This is a genomic window from Nocardioides oleivorans (genome assembly GCF_004137255.1).
Lineage (GTDB): Bacteria > Actinomycetota > Actinomycetes > Propionibacteriales > Nocardioidaceae > Nocardioides > Nocardioides oleivorans.
The window spans coordinates 232,416-251,950 of sequence record NZ_SDWT01000002.1 but is presented as its reverse complement, the minus strand read 5'-3'; the positions used below and the strand labels follow the sequence as shown (position 1 = coordinate 251,950).

Below are 19,535 nucleotides of genomic sequence, written 5' to 3'. Positions count from 1 at the left end.
ACGCTCCGAATGTGGCTCACTCACCGCCCAACGGCGCAACCAATAGAGAACGGTCAGTGGAAGCGCCGGCCCGTCGCCTTCTCGGAGATGCCCTTCACGTCGAGCATGAAGGTCAGGCCCCCGTTCCAGAACGAGAACCCGGCGCCGGTGATCATCGCCAGGTCGATGTCCTGCGGCGCGGCCACGACCCCCTCGTCGAGCATCAGGCGCGCCTCCTCGGCGAGCCCGGCGAGCGTCTTCTCGCGCACCTCCTCGGCGGTCAGCACCACGGGGGAGTCCGGCTTCTCGAGCAGCTCCTCCACCGACGGGTCGAGCTGGCCGTCCGGGCCGTAGTAGGCCGGCTTGCGGGCCGCGACGATCCGCTCGAGGGCGGGGGAGACGTAGAAGCGGTCGGGGAACGCGCCCTTCAGCGTCTCGTTGTTGTGCAGCGCGATGGCCGGACCGACCAGCGAGAGCAGGACGAACGGCGGCATCGGCGCGATCCCGGCGAACGCACCATCGGCCACCGAGACCGGCGTGCCCTCGTCGACGATCCGGCCGACCTCGCTCATGAAGCGACCCAGCAGCCGGTTGACGATGAAGGACGGGCTGTCGTTGACCAGGATCGTGGTCTTCTTCAGCGTCCTGCCGGTGGCGAACGCCGTCGCCAGTGTGGCGTCGTCGGTGGTCTCGCCCTTCACGATCTCCAGCAGCGGCATGACCGCGACCGGGTTGAAGAAGTGGAAGCCGACGACCCGCTCCGGGTGCGCGAGGTCGGACGCCATCTCGGTGATCGACAGCGACGAGGTGTTGGTCGCGAGCACGCACTCGGGCGAGACCACCTTCTCCACGTCGGCGAAGACCGTCTTCTTGACCGACATCTCCTCGAAGACTGCCTCGATCACGAAGTCGGCGTCGCCGAACGCGACCTGCTTGTCGGTCTCGCCGGAGACCAGCGCCTTGTGCCGGTTGGCCTTGTCCTGGCTGATCCGACCCTTGGCGAGCAGCTTGTCGATCTCGGCGTGGACGTAGCCCACACCCTTGTCGGCCCGCTCCTGGTCGAGGTCGGTGAGCACGACGGGCACCTCGAGGCGGCGTACGAAGAGCAGCGCCAGCTGGCTGGCCATCAGGCCGGCACCCACGATGCCCACCTTGGTCACCGGCCGAGCGAGCGACTTGTCGGGCGCGCCCGCCGGTCGCTTGGCGCGCTTCTGCACCAGGTCGAACGAGTAGAGCGAGGCGAGCAGCTCGGCGGTCTGCGACATCGCCTCGAGGGCGTCGTCCTCGGCCGCGAAGCCGGCGTCGCGGTCGGAGTCGCGTGCGGCGGCGATGAGCTCGACCGCCCTCGCAGCGGCCGGAGAGGCACCACCGGTCTTCGCGGCCACGATGCTTCGGGCCCGCGAGACGGCGGCGTCCCAGGCCTCGCCCCGGTCGACCTCGGGCCGTTCCACGACGACCTCGCCGCGCACGACGGAGGCCGCCCACAGAAGTGACTGCTCGAGGAAGTCGGCGCCGTTGAAGACCGCGTCGGCCAGCCCGAAGTCGTACGCCGCCTGCCCGCCGAGCGTCTTGCCCTGGTTGAGCGGGTTCTCGAGGATCAGCGTGACCGCCTTGTCGGCGCCGACGAGGTTCGGCACGAGGTAGGCGCCGCCCCATCCGGGCACCAGGCCGAGCATGACCTCGGGCAGGCCGAGGGCCGGCGCGGAGTCCATGACGGTGCGGTAGGTGCAGTGCAGGGCGACCTCCAGGCCGCCGCCGAGGGCGAGGCCGTTGATCAGGCCGAACGACGTCTTGCCGCCGTCCTGCAGCTTGCGGAAGGTCGCGTGGCCGAGCTCGCCGACGATGCGGACGGCGTCGGGGCCGCCGCCCTGGATCGAGGTGAGGTCGGCGCCCGCGGCGAGGATGAACGGCTTGCCGGTCACCGCGAGGGCGTCGATGGTGTCGTCGGCCAGCGCGGTGTCGATCGCCTCGTCGAGCGCCAGCAGCGAGCCCGGGCCGAACGTGTTGGGCTTCGTGTGGTCCTCGCCGTTGTCGAGGCTGATCAGGCCGAAGGTCACGCCCGGGAGGCTCACCTTGCGCAGGTGCGCCTGCGTGACCCGCTCGGCGTCGGAGACGATGCCCCGCGCCCGCTCGAAGATGTCAGTCACTTGTCGTCTCCCGTCGACTCGGAGGTCGTGCCGTTCCAGTGCGGGTTCTCCCAGATCACGGTGCCGCCCATGCCGATGCCGATGCACATGGTCGTGAGCCCGTAGCGGACCTCGGGACGCTCCTCGAACTGGCGTGCCAGCTGGTTCATCAGGCGTACGCCGGACGACGCGAGGGGGTGGCCCATCGCGATCGCGCCGCCGTAGGGGTTCACCCGCTCGTCGTCGTCGGCGATGCCGAAGTGCTCGAGGAAGGCGAGCACCTGCACGGCGAACGCCTCGTTGACCTCGAAGGCCTGGATGTCGTCGATGCTCAGTCCGGCCAGGCGGAGCGCCTTCTCGGTGGCCGGGATCGGGCCGGCGCCCATCACCTCGGGCTCGACACCGACGAAGGAGTAGGTCACCAGCCGCATCTTCACCGGCAGGCCGAGCTCGCGCGCGGTCTCCTCGTCGGCGAGCAGCGCGGCAGTGGCGCCGTCGTTGATGCCGGCGGCGTTGCCGGCGGTGACGTTGCCGTGCGAGCGGAACGGCGTCTTGAGCCCGGCGAGCGACTCCAGGGTCGTCTCGGGGCGCATCGGCTCGTCGAGCGTGGCCAGGCCCCAGCCGGCCTCGGCGGAGCGGGTCGCGACCGGCACCAGGTCGGGCTGGATCTTGCCGGCGTCGTAGGCCGCCTTGGTCTTCTGCTGGCTGCGGACGGCGTACGCGTCCACGCGCTGCCTGGTGATCGTGGGGTAGCGGTCGTGGAGGTTCTCCGCGGTCTTGCCCATCACCAGGGCGTCCGGGTTGACGATGCGCTCGGAGAGGATCCGCGGGTTGGGGTCGACCCCCTCGCCCATCGGGTGCCGGCCCATGTGCTCGACGCCGCCGGCGATGGCGACGTCGTAGGCACCGAAGGCGATGCCCGACGCGGTGCTGGTCACCGCGGTCATGGCGCCGGCACACATGCGGTCGATGGAGTAGCCGGGGACGCTCTGCGGGAGGCCCGCGAGGAGCGCGGCGGTGCGACCGAGGGTCAGGCCCTGGTCGCCGATCTGGGTGGTGGCGGCGATGGCGACCTCGTCGACCCGCTCCGGCGGGAGCGACGGGTTGCGGCGCATCAGCTCGCGGATGGCCTTGATGACGAGGTCGTCGGCGCGCGTCTCGGCGTACTGGCCCTTGGCCTTGCCGAACGGGGTGCGCACGCCGTCGACGAAGACGACCTCACGCTGTGGACGGGGCACGGTGTACTCCCAGGCTCTCGGGTGACAGGGCGGGCTCAGGCTACCCATCAGTAACAAGGCCTGACCACCGGGGTGGGTGTGTGCCCGGTCACGCGGGCCCAACCCCTAGGCTGCCTCCATGGCCGACAGACTCGTGCACATCGTCGACGACGCCGAGGTGCTGGCCGACGCCGGTGACCTCACGATGGTCTGCGTGCTCACCGGATTCCTCGACGCGGGCAAGTCAGCCGAGCTCGCCGCCTCGCACCTCGCGGACCTCTCCGAGGGCAAGGTGGTCGCGACCTTCGACGTCGACGCGCTCCACGACTACCGCGCCCGCCGCCCGCCGATGACCTTCATCCGCGACCACTACGTCGACTACGAGGCGCCGCGCCTGGTCGTGCGGGCCCTGCGCGACACCGGCGGCACGCCCTTCCTGCTGCTGACCGGCCCGGAGCCCGACATCCGCTGGGAGGCCTTCGCGCGCGCGGTCCGCGAGGTCGTCGAGCACTTCGGCGTCTCGCGCGTGGTGGGCATGGGTGCCGTCCCGATGGCCGTGCCGCACACCCGGCCGATCGCGATCACCCCGCACGCGAACCGCCCCGAGCTCGTCCCCGGGGAGAGCCCGTGGCAGGGCGAGCTGCGCGTGCCGGCGAGCGCGCAGGCGCTGCTGGAGATCCGGCTCGGCGAGTGGGGCATCGACGCGCTCGGCTTCGTGGCGCACATCCCGCACTACCTCGCGCAGATGGAGTACCCCCAGGCCGCCCTCGTCCTGCTCGAGCACCTCGAGATCGGCGGCCGGCTCACGATCGACCTGGGTGACCTCCGCGAGGCCGCGGAGATCACCGAGACCGAGGTCGACCGCTACCTCTCCTCCCACGACGAGGTCGGCGACGTGGTGCGCGGCCTCGAGCAGCAGTACGACTCCTTCCGCGAGGCCGAGGCCGCCGGCTCGTCCCTGCTGGCCGGCGACGAGCAGCTGCCGACGGGCGAGGAGATCGGCAACGCCTTCGAGGCCTTCCTCGCCGACCTCGACGACCAGTCGAAGAACGACGGCGACGACGCCGGCGGCTGGGAGGAGCGCTGATGGCGGGCAGTGCCGAGGAGCTCGTCGACCTGCTCGACCTCGAGCGCCTCGAGGTGGACCTCTACCGCGGCAAGCAGGCCCGCACCGAGCGCCAGCGCGTCTTCGGCGGCCAGGTCGCGGCGCAGGCCGCGGTCGCCGCCTGTCGCAGCGTCGACCCCGCCTTTGCGATGCACTCGCTCCACTCCTACTTCCTGCGCCCGGGTGACACGACGGTCCCGATCGTCTACGACGTCGAGCGGATCCGCGACGGCCGCTCGTTCGTGACCCGGCGGGTCTCCGCGCGCCAGCACGGCAGGCCGATCTACTACATGACGGCCAACTTCCAGGTGCCCGAGGACGGCTTCGAGCACCAGGACGGCATGCCCGAGGTGCCCGGCCCCGAGCACGGGATCCCGCTCGCCGACCTCGTACGACGTCAGGGTGCCGACGCGGCCGACGACTGGGTGCGCGAGTGGGCGGCGCTCGACGTGCGCCACGTCGGCGTCACCGGGATGGGCATCGCGGAGGACCCCGAGCGGCCCGCCCGGGCGCGGATCTGGATCCGGGTGGCCGGCGAGCTGTCCGACGACCCGACCGTGCAGGCGGCCGCCTTCACCTATGCCAGCGACCTGACCCTGCTCGGCGCCGCCCTCGTGCCGCACGGGATCACGATCGGGTCCCCGAAGCTGCAGCCCGCCTCGCTCGACCACACGATCTGGTTCCACAAGCCGTTCCGGGCCGACGAGTGGTGGCTCTACGACCAGTTCTCGCCGTTCGCCGGTGGCGCGCGCGGCCTCGCACTGGCGCGCGTGTTCACGCAGTCGGGCGAGCTCGTCGCGACGGTGGCCCAGGAGGGCCTGATCCGTCGCCACGACGGCCGCGCGTAGACGGGCCCGGCGGGGCAGGGACCCGGACCGGCGCGCGAGCTCAGGCCGGCGTCGTACGACCCAGCAGGTGCGGCGAGCCGTCCTTCGGGCTGGTCATCGCGAAGGTCCAGCCGGAGTCGTCCCGGCGTGAGGCGTAGGAGACCGTGCCCGGGAGGAAGACCGGCTTCTTGAAGGCGACCTCGACGGTCACAGCCCCGGGCAGCCGGTTCTCGATCGCGGCCACGGAGCGCGCGAGCGTCCACATCCCGTGCGCGATCTGGCGCTCGAAGCCGAGGGCCTTCGCGGTCAGGGGGTAGAGGTGGATCGGGTTGGCGTCCCCCGACACGGACGCATAGGTCCGGCCGAGGTCGGCGGGCAGCCGCCACTGCACGCCGCCGGTCGGCGGGTCGAGGACCTCGAGGCCGGCGGACGGGTCGCCGTCGATCGTGCGCCCGCGTCGGAGGTAGGTCGAGGTGGACTCCCACGCCGTCCCGTCGTCGGCCGAGACACTCGTGACGAAGTCGAGGAGCACGCCTCGCGCGTGCGGGCGGGGCTCGCCGACCGACGTGGTGACGTCGAGCCGCTCGCCGATCCCGATCGCGCGGTGGGAGGTGATGGTGTTCTCGACGTGGACCATCCCGATGGCGGGGTAGGGGAACGCCGGGTCGCCCATGATCGCCATGTGCAGCGGGAAGGCGAGCAGGTGTGGATACGTCACCGGTACGACGTCCTTGCGCGGGAAGCCGCACACACCAGCGTACGCGTCCACGCGGGCGCGCTCGACGACGACGTCCTCGCGGGAGTAGGCCAGGCCGCTGAAGTCGCGGGCCGGGGCCTTCCGCACGCCCGGGAGCCGGTTCACGCCGGGCACGACGGGCAGCGCGGCCCTCACGAGGGTCGACAGGCCGCCGGGCTCGCCGGTCAGGGGCTTGGGGTCGGCCATCAGGCGCCCAGCATCATCTGGCCGCACACGCGCACCACGTTGCCGTTGACCGCGCCCGAGCCGGTGCCGGCGAACCAGGCGATGGTCTCGGCGACGTCGACCGGCAGGCCGCCCTGGGACATCGCGTTGAGCCGCTGGCCGACCTCCCGGGTCGCGAACGGCACGGCCGCGGTCATCTGCGTGATGATGAAGCCGGGGGCGACGGCGTTGACGGTGATGCCGCGGTCGAGCTCGTCGCGCAGGCTCTCGACCAGGCCGATGACGCCGGCCTTGGAGGTCGCGTAGTTGGTCTGGCCGACGTTGCCCGCGATGCCGGCGATCGAGGCGACGCCGATGATGCGACCGCCGTCGTTGACCACGCCGGCGTCGAGCAGCTCGCGGCTGATCAGCTCGGGAGCCGTGAGGTTGACCGCGATCACGGTGCTCCAGCGGTCCTCGGCCATGTTGGCGAGCTTCTTGTCGCGGGTGATGCCGGCGTTGTGCACGACGACGTCGACGCCGCCGTGGTGCTCGCGCAGGTGGTGGGCGATGCGCTGCGGGGCGTCCTGGTGGGTGATGTCGAGGACGAGGTGGTCGCCGTCGAGCTCGGCCATCAGGTCCGTCAGCTCGCTGGCGGCCTGGGGCACGTCGACGCCGACGACCTTCGCTCCGTCGCGGTGCAGGACGCGGGCGATCTCCGCGCCGATGCCGCGGCTGGCGCCGGTCACCAGGGCGACCTTGCCGGCGAGCGGCTGCGACCAGTCGTCGACCTGGTCGGTCGACGCGGACCCGTGGGCGCCGATCCGCACGACCTGGCCCGAGACGTAGGCCGACTTGGGGGAGAGCAGGAAGGCGAGCGTCGAGGCGATCGCGCCGTCGGCGGCAGGAGCGACGTACACCAGCTGCACGGTGCCGCCCCGACCGATCTCCTTGCCGAGCGAGCGGGTGAAGCCCTCGAGCGCGCGCTGGGCGATCCGCTCGGCACCGGTGGTCGTCTCCGGCGGCGTGCCCAGCACGACGACGCGGGGGCAGGTCTCGAGGCGCCGCATGAGGGGCGTGAAGAACTCCTGGAGCGCGACCAGTCCGGACGGGTCGGTGATGCCGGTGGCGTCGAAGACGAGCGCCTTGGCGCGGGCGCCGTCGTCGAGCCCGGGCGCGGAGGCGATGCCGAGTCCGTCGAGGGTCGTGGGCAGGACCTCGGTGAGCCGACCTGCGCCGCCGAGCAGCACGAGGCCGTCGACGAGCGCGTCGCCACCGGTCCAGCGCTCGAGGGGGGTGGGGTCGGGGAGGCCGAGGTTCTTGACGAACAGCCGGCCGATCGGGGAGGACACGAAGCCCTGGTAGCGGTCGCTCATGGGTGGCAGGTCCTTGTCGGGTGCTCGGATGGACGTGACTATGTAACTCAGGTTTACACTCTGAGTCCATTCTTCGTGACGAGCCCCTCACACCGTTGGCCGGGAGCCCTCCACAGGCAAGGATAGGAACATGCAGCCCACCACCCGCCCCGTCGCAGTCGTCGGCGGCAACCGCATCCCCTTCGCGCGCTCCAACACCGTCTACGCGGGCGTCTCCAACCAGGAGATGCTCACCGCCGCGATCGACGGACTGGTCGACCGCTTCGACCTGCGCGGCGAGCGCCTCGGCGAGGTCGTGGCCGGTGCGGTGCTCAAGCACTCACGCGACTTCAACCTGACCCGCGAGTCGGTCCTGGGCTCGAAGCTCGCGGCCGAGACGCCGGCGACCGACATCCAGCAGGCGTGCGGGACCGGGCTCCAGGCGGCGATCCAGGTCGCCAACAAGATCGCGCTCGGCGTGATCGACGCCGGGGTCGCGGGTGGCACCGACACCACCTCCGACGCGCCGGTCGCCGTCAGCGACCGGCTCCGCAAGAAACTGATGCGGGTCAATGCCGCCAAGGACACCGCGAGCCGCCTCAAGGCCCTCGGGTCCATCCGGCCGGGTGACATCGGCCTCGACATCCCGCAGAACGGCGAGCCCCGCACCCGGATGTCGATGGGGGAGCACGCCGCGCTGACCGCGCTCGACTGGCGCATCACCCGGGAGGCGCAGGACGAGCTGGCCGCCCGTTCGCACCACAACCTCGCGCGGTCCTGGGACGAGGGCTTCCACGACGACCTGGTCACGCCGTTCCGCGGTGTGGAGCGCGACAACAACATGCGCCCGGACTCCTCGGTCGAGAAGCTCGCCACCCTCAAGCCCGTCTTCGGCAAGGGTTCCGCCGCGACGATGACCGCGGGCAACAGCACCCCGCTGTCCGACGGCGCCTCCTCCGTGCTGCTCTCGAGCGACGAGTGGGCCGAGGAGCGCGGGCTGCCCGTGCTCGCGCACCTCGTCGACGCCGAGACGTCCGCGGTCGACTACGTCAACGGCCACGAGGGCCTGCTGATGGCTCCGGCGTACGCCGTCCCGCGGATGCTGGCGCGCAACGGCCTGACCCTCCAGGACTTCGACTACTACGAGATCCACGAGGCCTTCGCCTCGCAGGTCCTCTCCACGCTCGCGGCCTGGGAGGACCCGGTGTTCTGCAAGGAGCGCCTCGGCCTCGACGCCCCGCTCGGCGAGATCGATCGCGACAAGCTCAACGTCAACGGCTCCTCGCTCGCAGCCGCCCACCCCTTCGCCGCCACCGGTGGCCGGATCGTGCCGGTCGCCGCCAAGCTGCTCGCGCAGAGGGGTCAGGGGCGCGCGCTCATCTCCATCTGCGCCGCCGGGGGCCAGGGCGTGGTCGCGATCCTCGAGCGCTGAGCGCTCAGCCGCGGGTGAGGCGGAACCACGTCCCTGCGCCGGACCGCGCGTCCGCGACCGCGTGCACGCTCCAGCCCGGGTAGGCCCGCTTCACGTCGTCGATGCCGGTCTGCGTGGTCCGTCCCGGCCAGGCCCCGGCCCCGCCGGTCTGCAGCAGCACGGTGGCGCCGGGCGCGGCGAGGGCGGTGACGTTGTCGGCCACCAGGGCCCGGTCGTCCCGGTCGAGGCCCTGGAAGCACCCCACGTCGAGGAACAGGTCGAACCCCGTGCCGACGCCCGAGTGGACGAGGTGGCGCACGTCGCCGACCACGAACCGGGCGTCGTCGAGCCCGTTGCGCCGCACCGCCACGTCGACGGCCTGGCGCACGTTGTCGACGCCGATGGCGTCCCACCCACGCTCCACGAGCAGTGCCGTGTGGGCGCCGCGCCCGCAGCCGAGGTCAAGGGCTCGTCGGGTGCGGTCGGGCCGTTCTGCCTCCTCACGGTCGAGGAGGAGCTCGAGGAAGGGCTGGCCCTGCCGGCCGGCCTTCTCCCACGGGGTGTGGTGTGCGCGATATGCGACGGAGTAGCCGATGCCCATGTGGAGTTCCTGACCTGCGGACCGGAAAGTACCGATCCCCACCGACGCTACTCCGGTCCACCCCGCCGTCGCCCCACTGCTAGGGTCGGCCCCGATCGACATCCTTTAACGAGCCGTCCCGTGAGGCGGAGAAGGAGGTCCGGCGCGCAGATGCCTGCCCCCGAAGAAGCCGACCCCGGCACCGACAGCGTGAGGGCGGACCGCACCGTCCTCGACGCCCGTGACATCTCCCGGGCGCTGACCCGGATCTCGCACGAGCTGCTCGAGCGCAACAAGGGCGCCACGGACCTCGTGCTGCTCGGCCTGCACACCCGCGGCGTGCCCCTCGCGCGGCGTATCGCCGAGCGGATCACCGCCGTGGAGGGCGCGCCCGTCGCGGTCGGCGAGCTCGACGTGACGATGTACCGCGACGACCTGCGCTCGCAGCCCACCCGGCGCGCGCACAAGACCGCGCTCCCGCCCGGCGGCATCGACAAGAAGGTCGTGGTCCTGGTCGACGACGTGCTCTTCTCCGGGCGCACCATCCGGGCGGCGCTCGACGCGCTCGCCGACCTGGGCCGCCCGAGCGCCGTACGCCTCGCCGTGCTGGTCGACCGCGGCCACCGCGAGCTCCCGATCCGCGCCGACCACGTCGGCAAGAACCTCCCGAGCGCCCTGGCCGAGCGGGTCAGCGTCCGGCTCAGCGAGGTCGACGGCAGCGACGAGGTGACGATCTCGTGAAGCACCTGCTCTCCATCGACGACCTCAGCACCGACGAGATCCACCAGCTCTTCGAGACCGCCGCCGACATGCACGACGTGCAGTCCCGCGAGGTCAAGAAGCTGCCGGCGCTGCGCGGTCGCACGGTCGTCAACATGTTCTTCGAGGACTCCACCCGCACGCGGTCCTCGTTCGAGATCGCCGGCAAGTGGCTCTCGGCCGACGTGATCAACGTCAGCGCCAAGGGGTCGAGCACGTCCAAGGGCGAGAGCCTGCGTGACACGGTCCTCACCGTCTGCGCGATGGGCGTCGACGGCCTCGTGATCCGCCACCCGGCCAGCGGGGCGGCCGTCCAGGTCAGCGAGTGGGTCGACGCCGCGGTGGTCAACGCCGGCGACGGGATGCACGAGCACCCGACGCAGGCGCTCCTCGACGCCTACACGCTCCAGCGCCGCCTCGGCTCGCTCGAGGGCCGGCACGTCGCGATCATCGGCGACCTCACCCACAGCCGGGTGTTCCGCTCCAACATCCAGTGCCTGACCCGCCTCGGTGCTCGCGTCACCGTCGTGGCACCGCCGACGCTGATGCCCAGCGGCGTCGGCGCGTGGTCGGCCGCGGCGGGGTTCGAGACGTCGTACGACATCGACGCGGTCCTGCCCACCGCGGACGCCGTGATGATGCTGCGCGTGCAGCGCGAGCGGATGTCGGGTGCCTACTTCCCGAGCGAGCGGGAGTACACGGTCGGCTACGGCCTCACCCGCAACCGCCTCGCGCTGCTCAAGCCGGACGTGCCGATCTGCCACCCCGGACCGATGAACCGCGGACTCGAGATCGCCGCCGACGCCGCCGACGCGGCCCAGTCGGTCGTGCTGGAGCAGGTCTCCAGCGGCCTCGCGATCCGGATGGCCGTGCTCTACCACCTGCTCGCAGGGGAGGAACTCTGATGTCGCTCGTGATCAAGGGCGCCTCGCTGCTCGGCGAGACCACCGCCGACCTGTACGTCGACGACGCCGGGGTCCTCGTCGACTCCGCCCCGGCCGGGGCCGAGACGATCGACGCCGACGGCCTGGTCGCGCTGCCCGGGCTGGTCGACCTGCACACGCACCTGCGCGAGCCCGGCCGCGAGGACGCCGAGACGATCCTCACCGGGTCGCAGGCAGCGGCGCTCGGCGGCTACACCGCGGTGCTCGCGATGGCCAACACCTCCCCGGTGACCGACACGGCCGAGGCCGCGACGCGCGTCTGGGAGCTCGGCCGTGAGGCCGGCCTCGTGCACGTGCAGCCGGTCGGCGCCGTGACGCGCGGGCTCGGCGGCGAGGAGCTCGCCGAGCTCGGGCTCATGCACCGCTCGCGCGCCGGGGTGAGGGTCTTCTCCGACGACGGCAGGTGCGTCCACGACGCGCGCGTCATGCGCCGCGCGCTGGAGTACGTCAAGGCCTTCGGGGGCGTCGTCTCCCAGCACTCCCAGGACCCGGCACTCGCCGGTCCGGCGGCGTGCTGCCACGAGGGCGAGCTGTCCGGGCGCCTCGGGCTGCCCGGCTGGCCGGGCATCGCGGAGGAGGTCATCGTCGCCCGCGACGTGATGCTCGCCCGCCACACCGGCTCGCGCGTGCACGTCGCCCACGTCTCGACGGCCGGCTCGGTGGAGGTCGTGCGCTGGGCGAAGGCGCAGGGCATCGACGTCACCGCCGAGGTGACGCCCCACCACCTGCTGCTGACGACCGACCTGCTGGCTGGCTACGACCCGACCTACAAGGTCAACCCGCCGCTGCGCCCGCAGGAGGACGTCGAGGCCCTCCGGGTCGCGCTGGCCGACGGCACGATCGACGCCGTCGCGACCGACCACGCCCCGCACGCGCGCCACGACAAGGAGCACGCGTTCGTCGACGCCGCCTTCGGGATGCTGGGCCTCGAGACCGCGCTGGGCGTCGTCCGCACCGCCATGCCGGACCTCTCCTGGACCGACGTCGCGCGTGTCATGTCGGTGACGCCGGCCCGGATCGCCGGTCTCCCCGACCAGGGGCAGGCGCTCGCAACGGGATCGCCGGCCCACGTCGTGCTGGTCGACCCGGACGCCACCGTCACGGTCGACCGGGAGGCCTCCGCCTCGCTGTCGCGCAACAACCCGTGGCACGGTCGCGAGCTGGGCGCCCGCGTCGTGCACACGGTCTACGGCGGCCGGGTGACGGTCCGCGACGGCGTCCTGGCCTGACGTCCGGTCACGCTCAGGCCGCAATGGACTTCCACGCGAGCACGTGGAACTTCAGCGAGGCGCGACGACCCCGGTCATCGGGTCGCGGTCGGTGAGGCAGTAGACCTGACCGCCGGGTGCGGCCAGGACGGTCCAGAACGCGTTGACAGAGACGACCTCGGCCCCCAGCCCCACGTGCGACGTCGTGTCGGACTCGCGGTCGGCGGTCGCGAGGTCGGGGTGGGCGCGCACGGCGCCGTCGGTCTCGTCGAGCCGCTGGAGCAGGATCCGCACCTGGCCGGGAGCGACGAGCCGGACGAAGCCGGGAGCCGTCGCCTCCTGCAGCTCGCGCCCGGTCAGGTCGCGCCAGAAGGCGACCTCGCGCTCCCAGTGCACCTGCGGGACGTCGAGGCAGACCTGGTCGAGGATCGTGGAGCCGTCGCGGACCAGGCCCGTCCCGGGGTCCACGTCCAGCAGCGTCTGGCAGAACGCGAAGCCGCCGGGGGAGCGCATCACCTCGACGTCGTCGTCGACCCACGCGGTCGATGCGCCGAGGCTCCGCGCGTGCCCGACGGCCGATGGCCGGTCGGCGTGGTCGAGGTCGAGGTGGAGACCAGCCGCGCCCGGCACGGCCTGCATCCTGACGTACGCCGGCCCCGCCGGCGGCAGCAGCGTGAGGAACTGGCCGGCCTCGCCGCGCCGCTTCGAGGGCCGCCACCCGGTGACCGCCGACCAGAACGAGACAGCGTCCTCGAACCGGTCGGCCGGGGTGTCGAGGAAGACCTGGGTCCAGCCCGTCGGCGCTGTCATGAGGTGATCATGGCGCGGGACCGGGTCGTCGTACAGTCGCAGGGTGAGCGAGGTCCCGCAGCTGCTGCACACCGTCCTCGACGCGGTCGACGTGAGGCGCGAGGCCGAGTTCTGGCGCGAGCTGCTCGGGCTCGTCTACCGCCCGGGCGACGAGACCGGTACGTCGGACTGGCTGGTGCTGACCCGCGCCGACGGCCGGCGGTGCCTGGCGATCCAGGAGGTTGCCTCGCTGCCCGAGAGCAGGTGGCCGGAGCCCGGGCACCCGTCGGTCTCGCACCTCGACACGACGGTGCCGACGCGGGAGGCGCTCGACGCCACGCACGAGCGGGTGCTGGCGCTGGGCGGCGAGCTGCGGTTCGACCGGACCGACGACCCGGACGAGCCCCTGCGCGCCTACGCCAGCCCCGAGGGCCACGTCTTCTGCGTGTTCGTGGCCTGATCAGGCGCGCTTGTTGACGCGGACGCGGTTGTTCGCGCCCTTGATGCTCACCTTCGTGGTGCCCTTCTTCACGGTCGCGGTGTTGTTGGCCCCGACGATCGTGAGCACCCGCAGCTTGGTGAAGCGCAGGGTGTTGTTGGCGCCGCGCGCCTGGACCTTGACGCCCTTGGACGCCTTGACCGTGGCGTTGCTGCCCTTGATGACGACGGTGCCGATGGTCGTGGCAGTGCCCTCGTGGTTGCCGCCGCGGAGCTGCAGCTCGGCGAACGTGCTGGCCTTGACGCTGTTGTTGCCGCCCCGGACCTCGGCGTAGCCGACGGTCCCGCTCAGGATCGCCTCGTTGTTGCCACCCGAGACCTGGAGGGCGCCGGCCTCGACGGCGCGCACGGTGTTGTTGCCGCCCTTGACGTCCACCACGCCGATCGCGCCGGTGGCGGTGACCTCGAGGTTGCCGCCGGTCACCGTGAGGGACGTCGCGGCGGGGAGGACGACCGTGATGTTGGAGGCGTCGATGCGGACGTCGGTGCAGGTCCCGGTGAGCGTGACGTCGTCGAGCGTGGACGGGATGGTCACGGGGCCGCCGGCGCAGTCCATGACGACGGTGTCGGCGTGGGCCGGGGCGGACACGGCGACGAGGGCGGCCCCTGCGGTGACGGAGACGGCGAGGGCGCCGGCGAGGCTCGCAGCGGCACGGGACAGGACGGGCGTCATGGAGTACATGTCGGCCATGCTGCCCTGCGCGTCCTCGGCGGAAACCTGCAGGTTGCGTGGTGGCACGGATCCCCCGGAAGCGGGGCTTCGGCCAGCGTGGTCGCCATGACGACGACCGCTGCCCCACCACGCCCCGTCCGGGCACCCGACCGCAGCCTGGTGCCGGCGGCCCGGGTGACCTTCGCGCTGCTCGTGCTCTCGCAGGTCGCCGTGGTGGCCTTCACCCTGTGGGAGCCGCCCTTCGACGGCGAGATCCGCTTCGACGACATCGCGCCGATCCGGACGGCGTACTGGCCGATGAACGTCCTCCTCGGCGGACCGGCGTACGCCGTCGGCACCGTCGCCGCGACCGTCTTCCTCGCCGTCCTCGGCGCGGGTCGCGGAGTCGTCCTGGCGCTGGTCGGCTGCGTGCTGCACCTGCTCGGCGGTCTCGTCTTCGCGCTGGTCATCACCGCCGAGGCGCTGCCGTTCGCGTGGGCGGCCGACCCCACGGTGGTCGACCAGGCGCAGGGGCGGGCGCTCTTCGCGGCGTACGACGACCACCTCGACGCCTTCGTGCCCTACGTCCTCGGGTCGATGGCGCTGGTCGCGCTCGGAGTGCTCGTGGCGGTCGTCGGGGCCGCCGTCTCGGGCGGGCTGCGGTGGTGGGTGCCCGCACTCGTGCTCGCGCTCGTCGTCGCCCAGTTCGCGCTGCCCTTCGACCACCCGCTGGTGCCGGCGCTGAGCCTGGTCCAGCGCGCGGTCTGGGTCTACCTCGGCTGGGCCGGTCTCCGGGCGGTGACGCGTCGTGGTTGAGCGTCGACTCGCCACCGCGGCGCCCGCCGGTGGGCATACTGCTGCCGTGTCGTGGCGCTGGTCGGTCGTGCTGCTGGCCGCAGGGGGAGTGGGCGCGAACCTCGTCCTGTGGCTCGGTGGCGAGCGCACGTTCGTCACCCACCCGGTCTCGGTGCTCGCGCTGGCCCTCGCGACGACCGGAGCCACCTGGCTCGCGGGCCGGGTCCCGGCACCCGTGCACGGATGGCTGGTCGCCCTGGCCTCCTCGCTCGCCGCGCTGGTCCTCCTCGGTGCCTGGGCGAGCGCGACGCCCACACCCCTGGCGGCCGGCCTGTGGTCGGTGGCGTGGGTGCCGGTCAACGCCCTCCTGGCCGTGGTCGGGCTGTCCCTCGCCGGGCTCGAGCGCTGGGCGCGCACCCTCGCCGTCGGCACCGCGGTCGCGACCCTGGCCGGCGCGTTCCTCGTGCGTCCGGTGGTGCCGTTCGCCGGCATCGAGACCGCCGCACCCGAGGCCTGGACCCACGTGGTGCCGTACGTCGCCGAGGTGCTGCTGGCCGCCTGGAACCTGGCGCTCGTCGCCGCGACCGTCGCTGTCGCCCTGCGTGCCCGACGGGCGTCGGTCGTCGATCGCGGTCGCCTGGCCCGGGCTGCGGCGGTGACGTCGTGCGCGCCGTGCCTGGTCGTGTGCTGCTACGCGCTCGCCGTGCTGCGCAGCCCGGGTGACGTCGACCCGACCGCCGGCAGCGTCGCCTACACCGTCGCGATCGGCATGCTCGCCGCTCTCGTGGCGTGGGCGGCCTCGTCACCGGATCGTGTCGCGGTGCGGGTCATCGCGTTCACGTGGGCCGCGGCCGCCGTCGTGCTCCTCAGCGTCGGGATCGCCGGCCCGACGGTCGAGCGCCAGCTCACGCTCGGGATCGTCGCGGTCGCCGTGGTCACGGTCGGCGTCCTGGCCGCCACTGCTGCAGGGCTCGCCCGCTACGAGCACTGGTCCCACGCCCCGGCGCCCCGTCCGGTGACCGCCGGCGTGCCCGGCCTCAGCCCGCGCGAGAACGACGTCCTGGCCGCCATGGCCGGAGGTGCCACCAACGCGGCGATCGCCGGCGAGCTCTTCCTCAGCGAGCGGACCGTCGAGCAGCACCTGCGCTCGATCTTCGACAAGCTCGACCTCGGCGACCACGGCGGGTCGAACCGGCGCGTGCGGGCCGCCGCGACCTGGTGGCAGCACCAGGACTCCGACCGCGCTGCCGAGGCCTGACCTTCGTCCGCAGCCGGGTACCTAGGGACGACCTGGTGGGTGAACCGGGCGCCGGACCCACCAGATCGTCCCTGGATATCGGTTGGCCAGGGCGGCCGGCGGCGCCTAGGCTTGGTCGCACCATGTGGATCCAGGACTGACCCGACTCGCGTCCGCGGCGGCGCACCGCCCATCTCCCAGGTGCGCCCTCAGCCCGGCGAGTCCCTCCCGACTCCCGAGGACGTCCGCATGTCAACACCCTTCTCCGCACCCACCGCCGGCTCGCTCGCACCGCTGACCCTCACCGGCCTGTCCGTCACCTACCCCGACCGCACGGTCCTGACGGGCGTCGACCTCGTCGCCCAGCCCGGCCGCCGCATCGGACTCGTCGGCGAGAACGGCGTCGGCAAGTCCACGCTGCTGCGCGCCGTCGCCGGTCGCCTGCCGTCCCGGGCCCGGGTCTCCGGCACCGTCACCGCCCCCGACGACCTCGTGCTCCTCGGGCAGGAGGCGCCGTTCCCGGACCGCGCGAGCATCGCCGACGTGCTCGCCAGGACGCTTGCCCCGCTGCGCGACGCGGTCGCCGACGTCGAGCGGCTCGCCGCTGAGCTCGGCACCCCCGAGGGCGACACGGCCTACGCCCGGGCGCTGGAGCTCGCCGTCAGCCACGACGCGTGGGACGCGGACCGGCGCGCGGAGGTCGCCGCCGCCCGGCTCGGCCTCGACGGGATCGACCCGACCCGCCGGGTGGGCACGCTGTCCGGTGGCCAGCGCACGCGGCTCGCGCTCGCCACGATCATGACGACCCGCCCGGCGTGCCTGCTCCTCGACGAGCCGACCAACCACCTCGACGACGACGCGATCGACGTGCTGACCGGCTTCCTGCGCGAGCTGCCGGGAGTCGTGCTGCTGGCCAGCCACGACCGGGTGCTGCTCGACGACGTGTGCACCGACCTGGTCGACCTCGACGCCGGCGAGCTCGGCACCGACGGGCACGGCGGCCGCAGGTTCGGCGGCGGTTGGAGCGACTACGAGGCCGCCAGGGCCGACGCCCGCCGCCGCTGGGAGGAGACCTACCTCGCCCAGCAGGAGGAGCTCGGCCGCTTGCGCGACGCCACCCGGATCGGCACCGGTGCGGTCGCGCACGACCGGGGCCCGACCGACGGCGACAAGTTCATCTACGCCTTCAAGGGCGCGCGCGTGGAGCAGACCCTCGCCCGGCGCAAGAAGGACGCCCAGCGCCGCCTCGAGGTCGCCGAGCGCGAGCAGGTGCGCAAGCCGCCGGCTCCGCTCGTGCTCCGCGGTGACCTCACCTCCGCGGCGACCGGGCGGCTCGTGCAGGTCCGCGACCTGGAGGTCCGGGGCCGCGCACGTCTCGAGCGCCTGGACCTCGCGGCGGGGGAGCACCTGCTCATGACCGGTCCCAACGGGTCCGGCAAGTCGACGGTCCTCGGCGTGCTGTCCGGCCGGCTGACCGCCACCGGCGGCTCGATCGAGGTGTCCGCCCGCACCGTCCGCGAGCTGACCCAGGACCCGGAGGTGACCGACCCGTCGCGCTCCGCGCTGTCGTCGTACGACGCCGCGGTGGCGCACCTCGCCGACCCGCCCCGGCTGCGTGACCTCGGGCTGCTGCACCCGCGCGACCACCGCACGCCGGTCGGCAGCCTCTCGGTCGGCCAGCGGCGGCGACTCGGGCTGGCGGTCGCGATCGCTGCGGCGCCCGACCTCCTGCTCCTCGACGAGCCGACCAACCACGTCTCGCTGGCCCTCGCCGGCGAGCTCGAGGAGGCGCTTGCGACCGCACCGGGAGGCGTCGTCCTCGCGTCCCACGACCGGTGGCTGCGGCGCCGGTGGGACGGTCCGGAGCTCGAGCTGACGCCGTGGTGACGCGCTCGCCGACGCGTGGACGCGGTGCGGGCAGCAGCCGGTCGCGCTGGTAGTGTCGGGCACGCTTCGAACATCCTTTAACGATCCGTCCCGTGAGGCGGAGAAGGAGGTACGGCATGGCTCTGCCTGCCCCAGCCCAGGTCCGACCGGCGCTGCTGGTCCTCGAGGACGGGCGCACCTTTCGCGGTGAGTCGTTCGGTGCCGAGGGGGAGACCTTCGGCGAAGCAGTCTTCTCGACCGGCATGTCCGGCTACCAGGAGACGCTGACCGACCCCAGCTACCACCGCCAGGTCGTCGTGATGACGGCCCCGCACGTCGGCAACACCGGCATGAACGACGAGGACCCCGAGTCCTCGCGCATCTGGGTCTCCGGCTACGTCGTCCGCGACCCGGCCCGCGTGCCCAGCAGCTGGCGCAGCGTGCGCAGCCTCGCCGACGACCTGCGCGACCAGGATGTGGTCGGGATCAGCGGCGTCGACACCCGCGCGCTCACCCGCCACCTGCGCGAGCGCGGCGCGATGCGCGTCGGGATCTCCAGCACCGAGACCGACCCCCAGAAGCTGCTCGCCCGCGTGCTGCAGTCCGGCGAGATGGCCGGCGCGAACCTCAGCGAGGCGGTCAGCACGCAGGAGGCCTACGTCGTCGCCGCGCAGGGCCACAAGCGGTTCACCGTCGCGGCGGTCGACCTCGGCATCAAGGCCAACACCCCCCGGATGATGAGCGAGCGCGGCATCGAGGTGCACGTGCTCCCGGCCACCGCGTCGATCGAGGACGTGCAGGCGGTCTCCCCGGACGGGCTGTTCTTCTCCAACGGTCCCGGCGACCCGGCCGCGACCACCCGCCAGGTCGAGCTGCTCCAGGGCGCCCTGCGCGCCGGCATCCCCTACTTCGGGATCTGCTTCGGCAACCAGCTCTTCGGCCGCGCGCTCGGCTTCGGCACCTACAAGCTGAAGTACGGCCACCGCGGCATCAACCAGCCCGTCATGGACCGCACGACCGGCAAGGTCGAGGTCACCGCGCACAACCACGGCTTCGCGGTCGACGCGCCCCTCGAGGGCACCACGACCACCGAGTTCGGTGAGGTCGCAGTCAGCCACGTCTGCCTCAACGACGACGTCGTCGAGGGCCTCGAGCTCCGCGACGCCGACGGCGCGCTCACGTCGTTCTCCGTGCAGTACCACCCGGAGGCGGCCGCCGGTCCGCACGACGCGGCGTACCTCTTCGACCGGTTCAGCGATCTCATGCGCGACAGGAAGGACGCCTGA

At 72.7% G+C, this 19,535-nt stretch carries 18 protein-coding genes; 11 read left to right on the top strand and 7 right to left on the bottom strand.

The genetic code is table 11. The features are described from left to right. Positions 1–53 precede the first annotated feature (53 nt). Both EUA93_RS16960 and EUA93_RS16955 read right to left on the bottom strand, forming a co-directional pair. Positions 54–2,126 (bottom strand): 3-hydroxyacyl-CoA dehydrogenase NAD-binding domain-containing protein, encoded by a 2,073-nt coding sequence (locus EUA93_RS16960; RefSeq protein ID WP_129401490.1) that lies wholly within the window; start codon positions 2,124–2,126, stop codon positions 54–56. Next, on the bottom strand, positions 2,123–3,343 hold the full coding sequence (locus tag EUA93_RS16955) for a thiolase family protein (RefSeq protein ID WP_129401489.1): 1,221 nt from the start codon (positions 3,341–3,343) through the stop codon (positions 2,123–2,125). The genes EUA93_RS16960 and EUA93_RS16955 overlap by 4 nt, the downstream gene beginning before the upstream one ends. Before the next feature lie 118 nt (positions 3,344–3,461). Here EUA93_RS16955 and EUA93_RS16950 point away from each other — a divergent pair, with 118 nt between their 5' ends. Both EUA93_RS16950 and EUA93_RS16945 read left to right on the top strand, forming a co-directional pair. Beyond that, positions 3,462–4,409, top strand: coding sequence for a PAC2 family protein (locus EUA93_RS16950; RefSeq protein ID WP_129401488.1), 948 nt, complete (start codon positions 3,462–3,464; stop codon positions 4,407–4,409). After that, positions 4,409–5,275, top strand: coding sequence for an acyl-CoA thioesterase (locus EUA93_RS16945; protein WP_129401487.1), 867 nt, complete (start codon positions 4,409–4,411; stop codon positions 5,273–5,275). The genes EUA93_RS16950 and EUA93_RS16945 overlap by 1 nt, the downstream gene beginning before the upstream one ends. Before the next feature lie 40 nt (positions 5,276–5,315). Here EUA93_RS16945 and EUA93_RS16940 read toward each other — a convergent pair whose 3' ends face one another. Then, the gene (locus tag EUA93_RS16940; protein ID WP_129401486.1) at positions 5,316–6,197 is read right to left on the bottom strand and encodes a MaoC/PaaZ C-terminal domain-containing protein; all 882 of its coding nucleotides are present in this window, start codon (positions 6,195–6,197) and stop codon (positions 5,316–5,318) included. Next, entirely contained in the window at positions 6,197–7,531 is a 1,335-nt protein-coding gene (locus EUA93_RS16935; RefSeq protein ID WP_129401485.1) for a 3-oxoacyl-ACP reductase, read from the bottom strand. Before EUA93_RS16935 ends, EUA93_RS16940 begins: the two co-directional genes overlap by 1 nt. Positions 7,532–7,661: 130 nt before the next feature. Between EUA93_RS16935 and EUA93_RS16930 the strand changes: the two genes are divergently transcribed. Beyond that, the gene (locus tag EUA93_RS16930; RefSeq protein ID WP_129401484.1) at positions 7,662–8,942 is read left to right on the top strand and encodes an acetyl-CoA C-acetyltransferase; all 1,281 of its coding nucleotides are present in this window, start codon (positions 7,662–7,664) and stop codon (positions 8,940–8,942) included. A gap of 4 nt (positions 8,943–8,946) precedes the next feature. Here EUA93_RS16930 and EUA93_RS16925 read toward each other — a convergent pair whose 3' ends face one another. After that, positions 8,947–9,522 carry a class I SAM-dependent methyltransferase gene (locus EUA93_RS16925; RefSeq protein ID WP_165355204.1) on the bottom strand — a complete coding sequence of 192 codons (576 nt, stop codon included), beginning with the start codon at positions 9,520–9,522 and terminating at the stop codon, positions 8,947–8,949. 150 nt (positions 9,523–9,672) lie between these two features. Here EUA93_RS16925 and pyrR point away from each other — a divergent pair, with 150 nt between their 5' ends. From pyrR to EUA93_RS16910, 3 genes are read left to right on the top strand one after another with little or no spacing between them, the layout of a single operon-like run. Beyond that, positions 9,673–10,242 (top strand): bifunctional pyr operon transcriptional regulator/uracil phosphoribosyltransferase PyrR, encoded by a 570-nt coding sequence (pyrR, locus tag EUA93_RS16920; protein ID WP_129401482.1) that lies wholly within the window; start codon positions 9,673–9,675, stop codon positions 10,240–10,242. Next, the gene (locus tag EUA93_RS16915) at positions 10,239–11,165 is read left to right on the top strand and encodes an aspartate carbamoyltransferase catalytic subunit (RefSeq protein WP_129401481.1); all 927 of its coding nucleotides are present in this window, start codon (positions 10,239–10,241) and stop codon (positions 11,163–11,165) included. Before pyrR ends, EUA93_RS16915 begins: the two co-directional genes overlap by 4 nt. Next, positions 11,165–12,433, top strand: coding sequence for a dihydroorotase (locus EUA93_RS16910; RefSeq protein ID WP_129401480.1), 1,269 nt, complete (start codon positions 11,165–11,167; stop codon positions 12,431–12,433). The genes EUA93_RS16915 and EUA93_RS16910 overlap by 1 nt, the downstream gene beginning before the upstream one ends. A 51-nt stretch (positions 12,434–12,484) precedes the next feature. Here EUA93_RS16910 and EUA93_RS16905 read toward each other — a convergent pair whose 3' ends face one another. Next, a complete protein-coding gene (locus tag EUA93_RS16905) occupies positions 12,485–13,222 on the bottom strand; it encodes a VOC family protein (protein WP_129401479.1) in 738 nt (245 codons plus the stop codon). Between the two features lie 43 nt (positions 13,223–13,265). Between EUA93_RS16905 and EUA93_RS16900 the strand changes: the two genes are divergently transcribed. Next, positions 13,266–13,661: a VOC family protein gene (locus tag EUA93_RS16900; protein WP_129401478.1), complete on the top strand. Its 396-nt coding sequence runs from the start codon at positions 13,266–13,268 to the stop codon at positions 13,659–13,661. Here the strand turns inward: EUA93_RS16900 and EUA93_RS16895 are convergent, their stop codons facing one another. Next, positions 13,662–14,438 (bottom strand): hypothetical protein, encoded by a 777-nt coding sequence (locus EUA93_RS16895; RefSeq protein ID WP_129401477.1) that lies wholly within the window; start codon positions 14,436–14,438, stop codon positions 13,662–13,664. A gap of 39 nt (positions 14,439–14,477) precedes the next feature. Between EUA93_RS16895 and EUA93_RS16890 the strand changes: the two genes are divergently transcribed. The 4 genes from EUA93_RS16890 to carA all read left to right on the top strand — a co-directional run bounded on the left by EUA93_RS16890 (position 14,478) and on the right by carA (position 19,535). Further along, entirely contained in the window at positions 14,478–15,167 is a 690-nt protein-coding gene (locus tag EUA93_RS16890; protein WP_129401476.1) for a hypothetical protein, read from the top strand. Positions 15,168–15,213: 46 nt separating this feature from the next. Beyond that, the gene (locus tag EUA93_RS21835; protein WP_207208809.1) at positions 15,214–16,404 is read left to right on the top strand and encodes a LuxR C-terminal-related transcriptional regulator; all 1,191 of its coding nucleotides are present in this window, start codon (positions 15,214–15,216) and stop codon (positions 16,402–16,404) included. Between the two features lie 228 nt (positions 16,405–16,632). Further along, positions 16,633–18,270, top strand: a complete 1,638-nt coding sequence (locus EUA93_RS16880; protein ID WP_129401475.1) for an ABC-F family ATP-binding cassette domain-containing protein — start codon at positions 16,633–16,635, stop codon at positions 18,268–18,270. A 116-nt stretch (positions 18,271–18,386) separates the two neighbouring features. Then, entirely contained in the window at positions 18,387–19,535 is a 1,149-nt protein-coding gene (carA, locus tag EUA93_RS16875) for a glutamine-hydrolyzing carbamoyl-phosphate synthase small subunit (RefSeq protein WP_129401474.1), read from the top strand.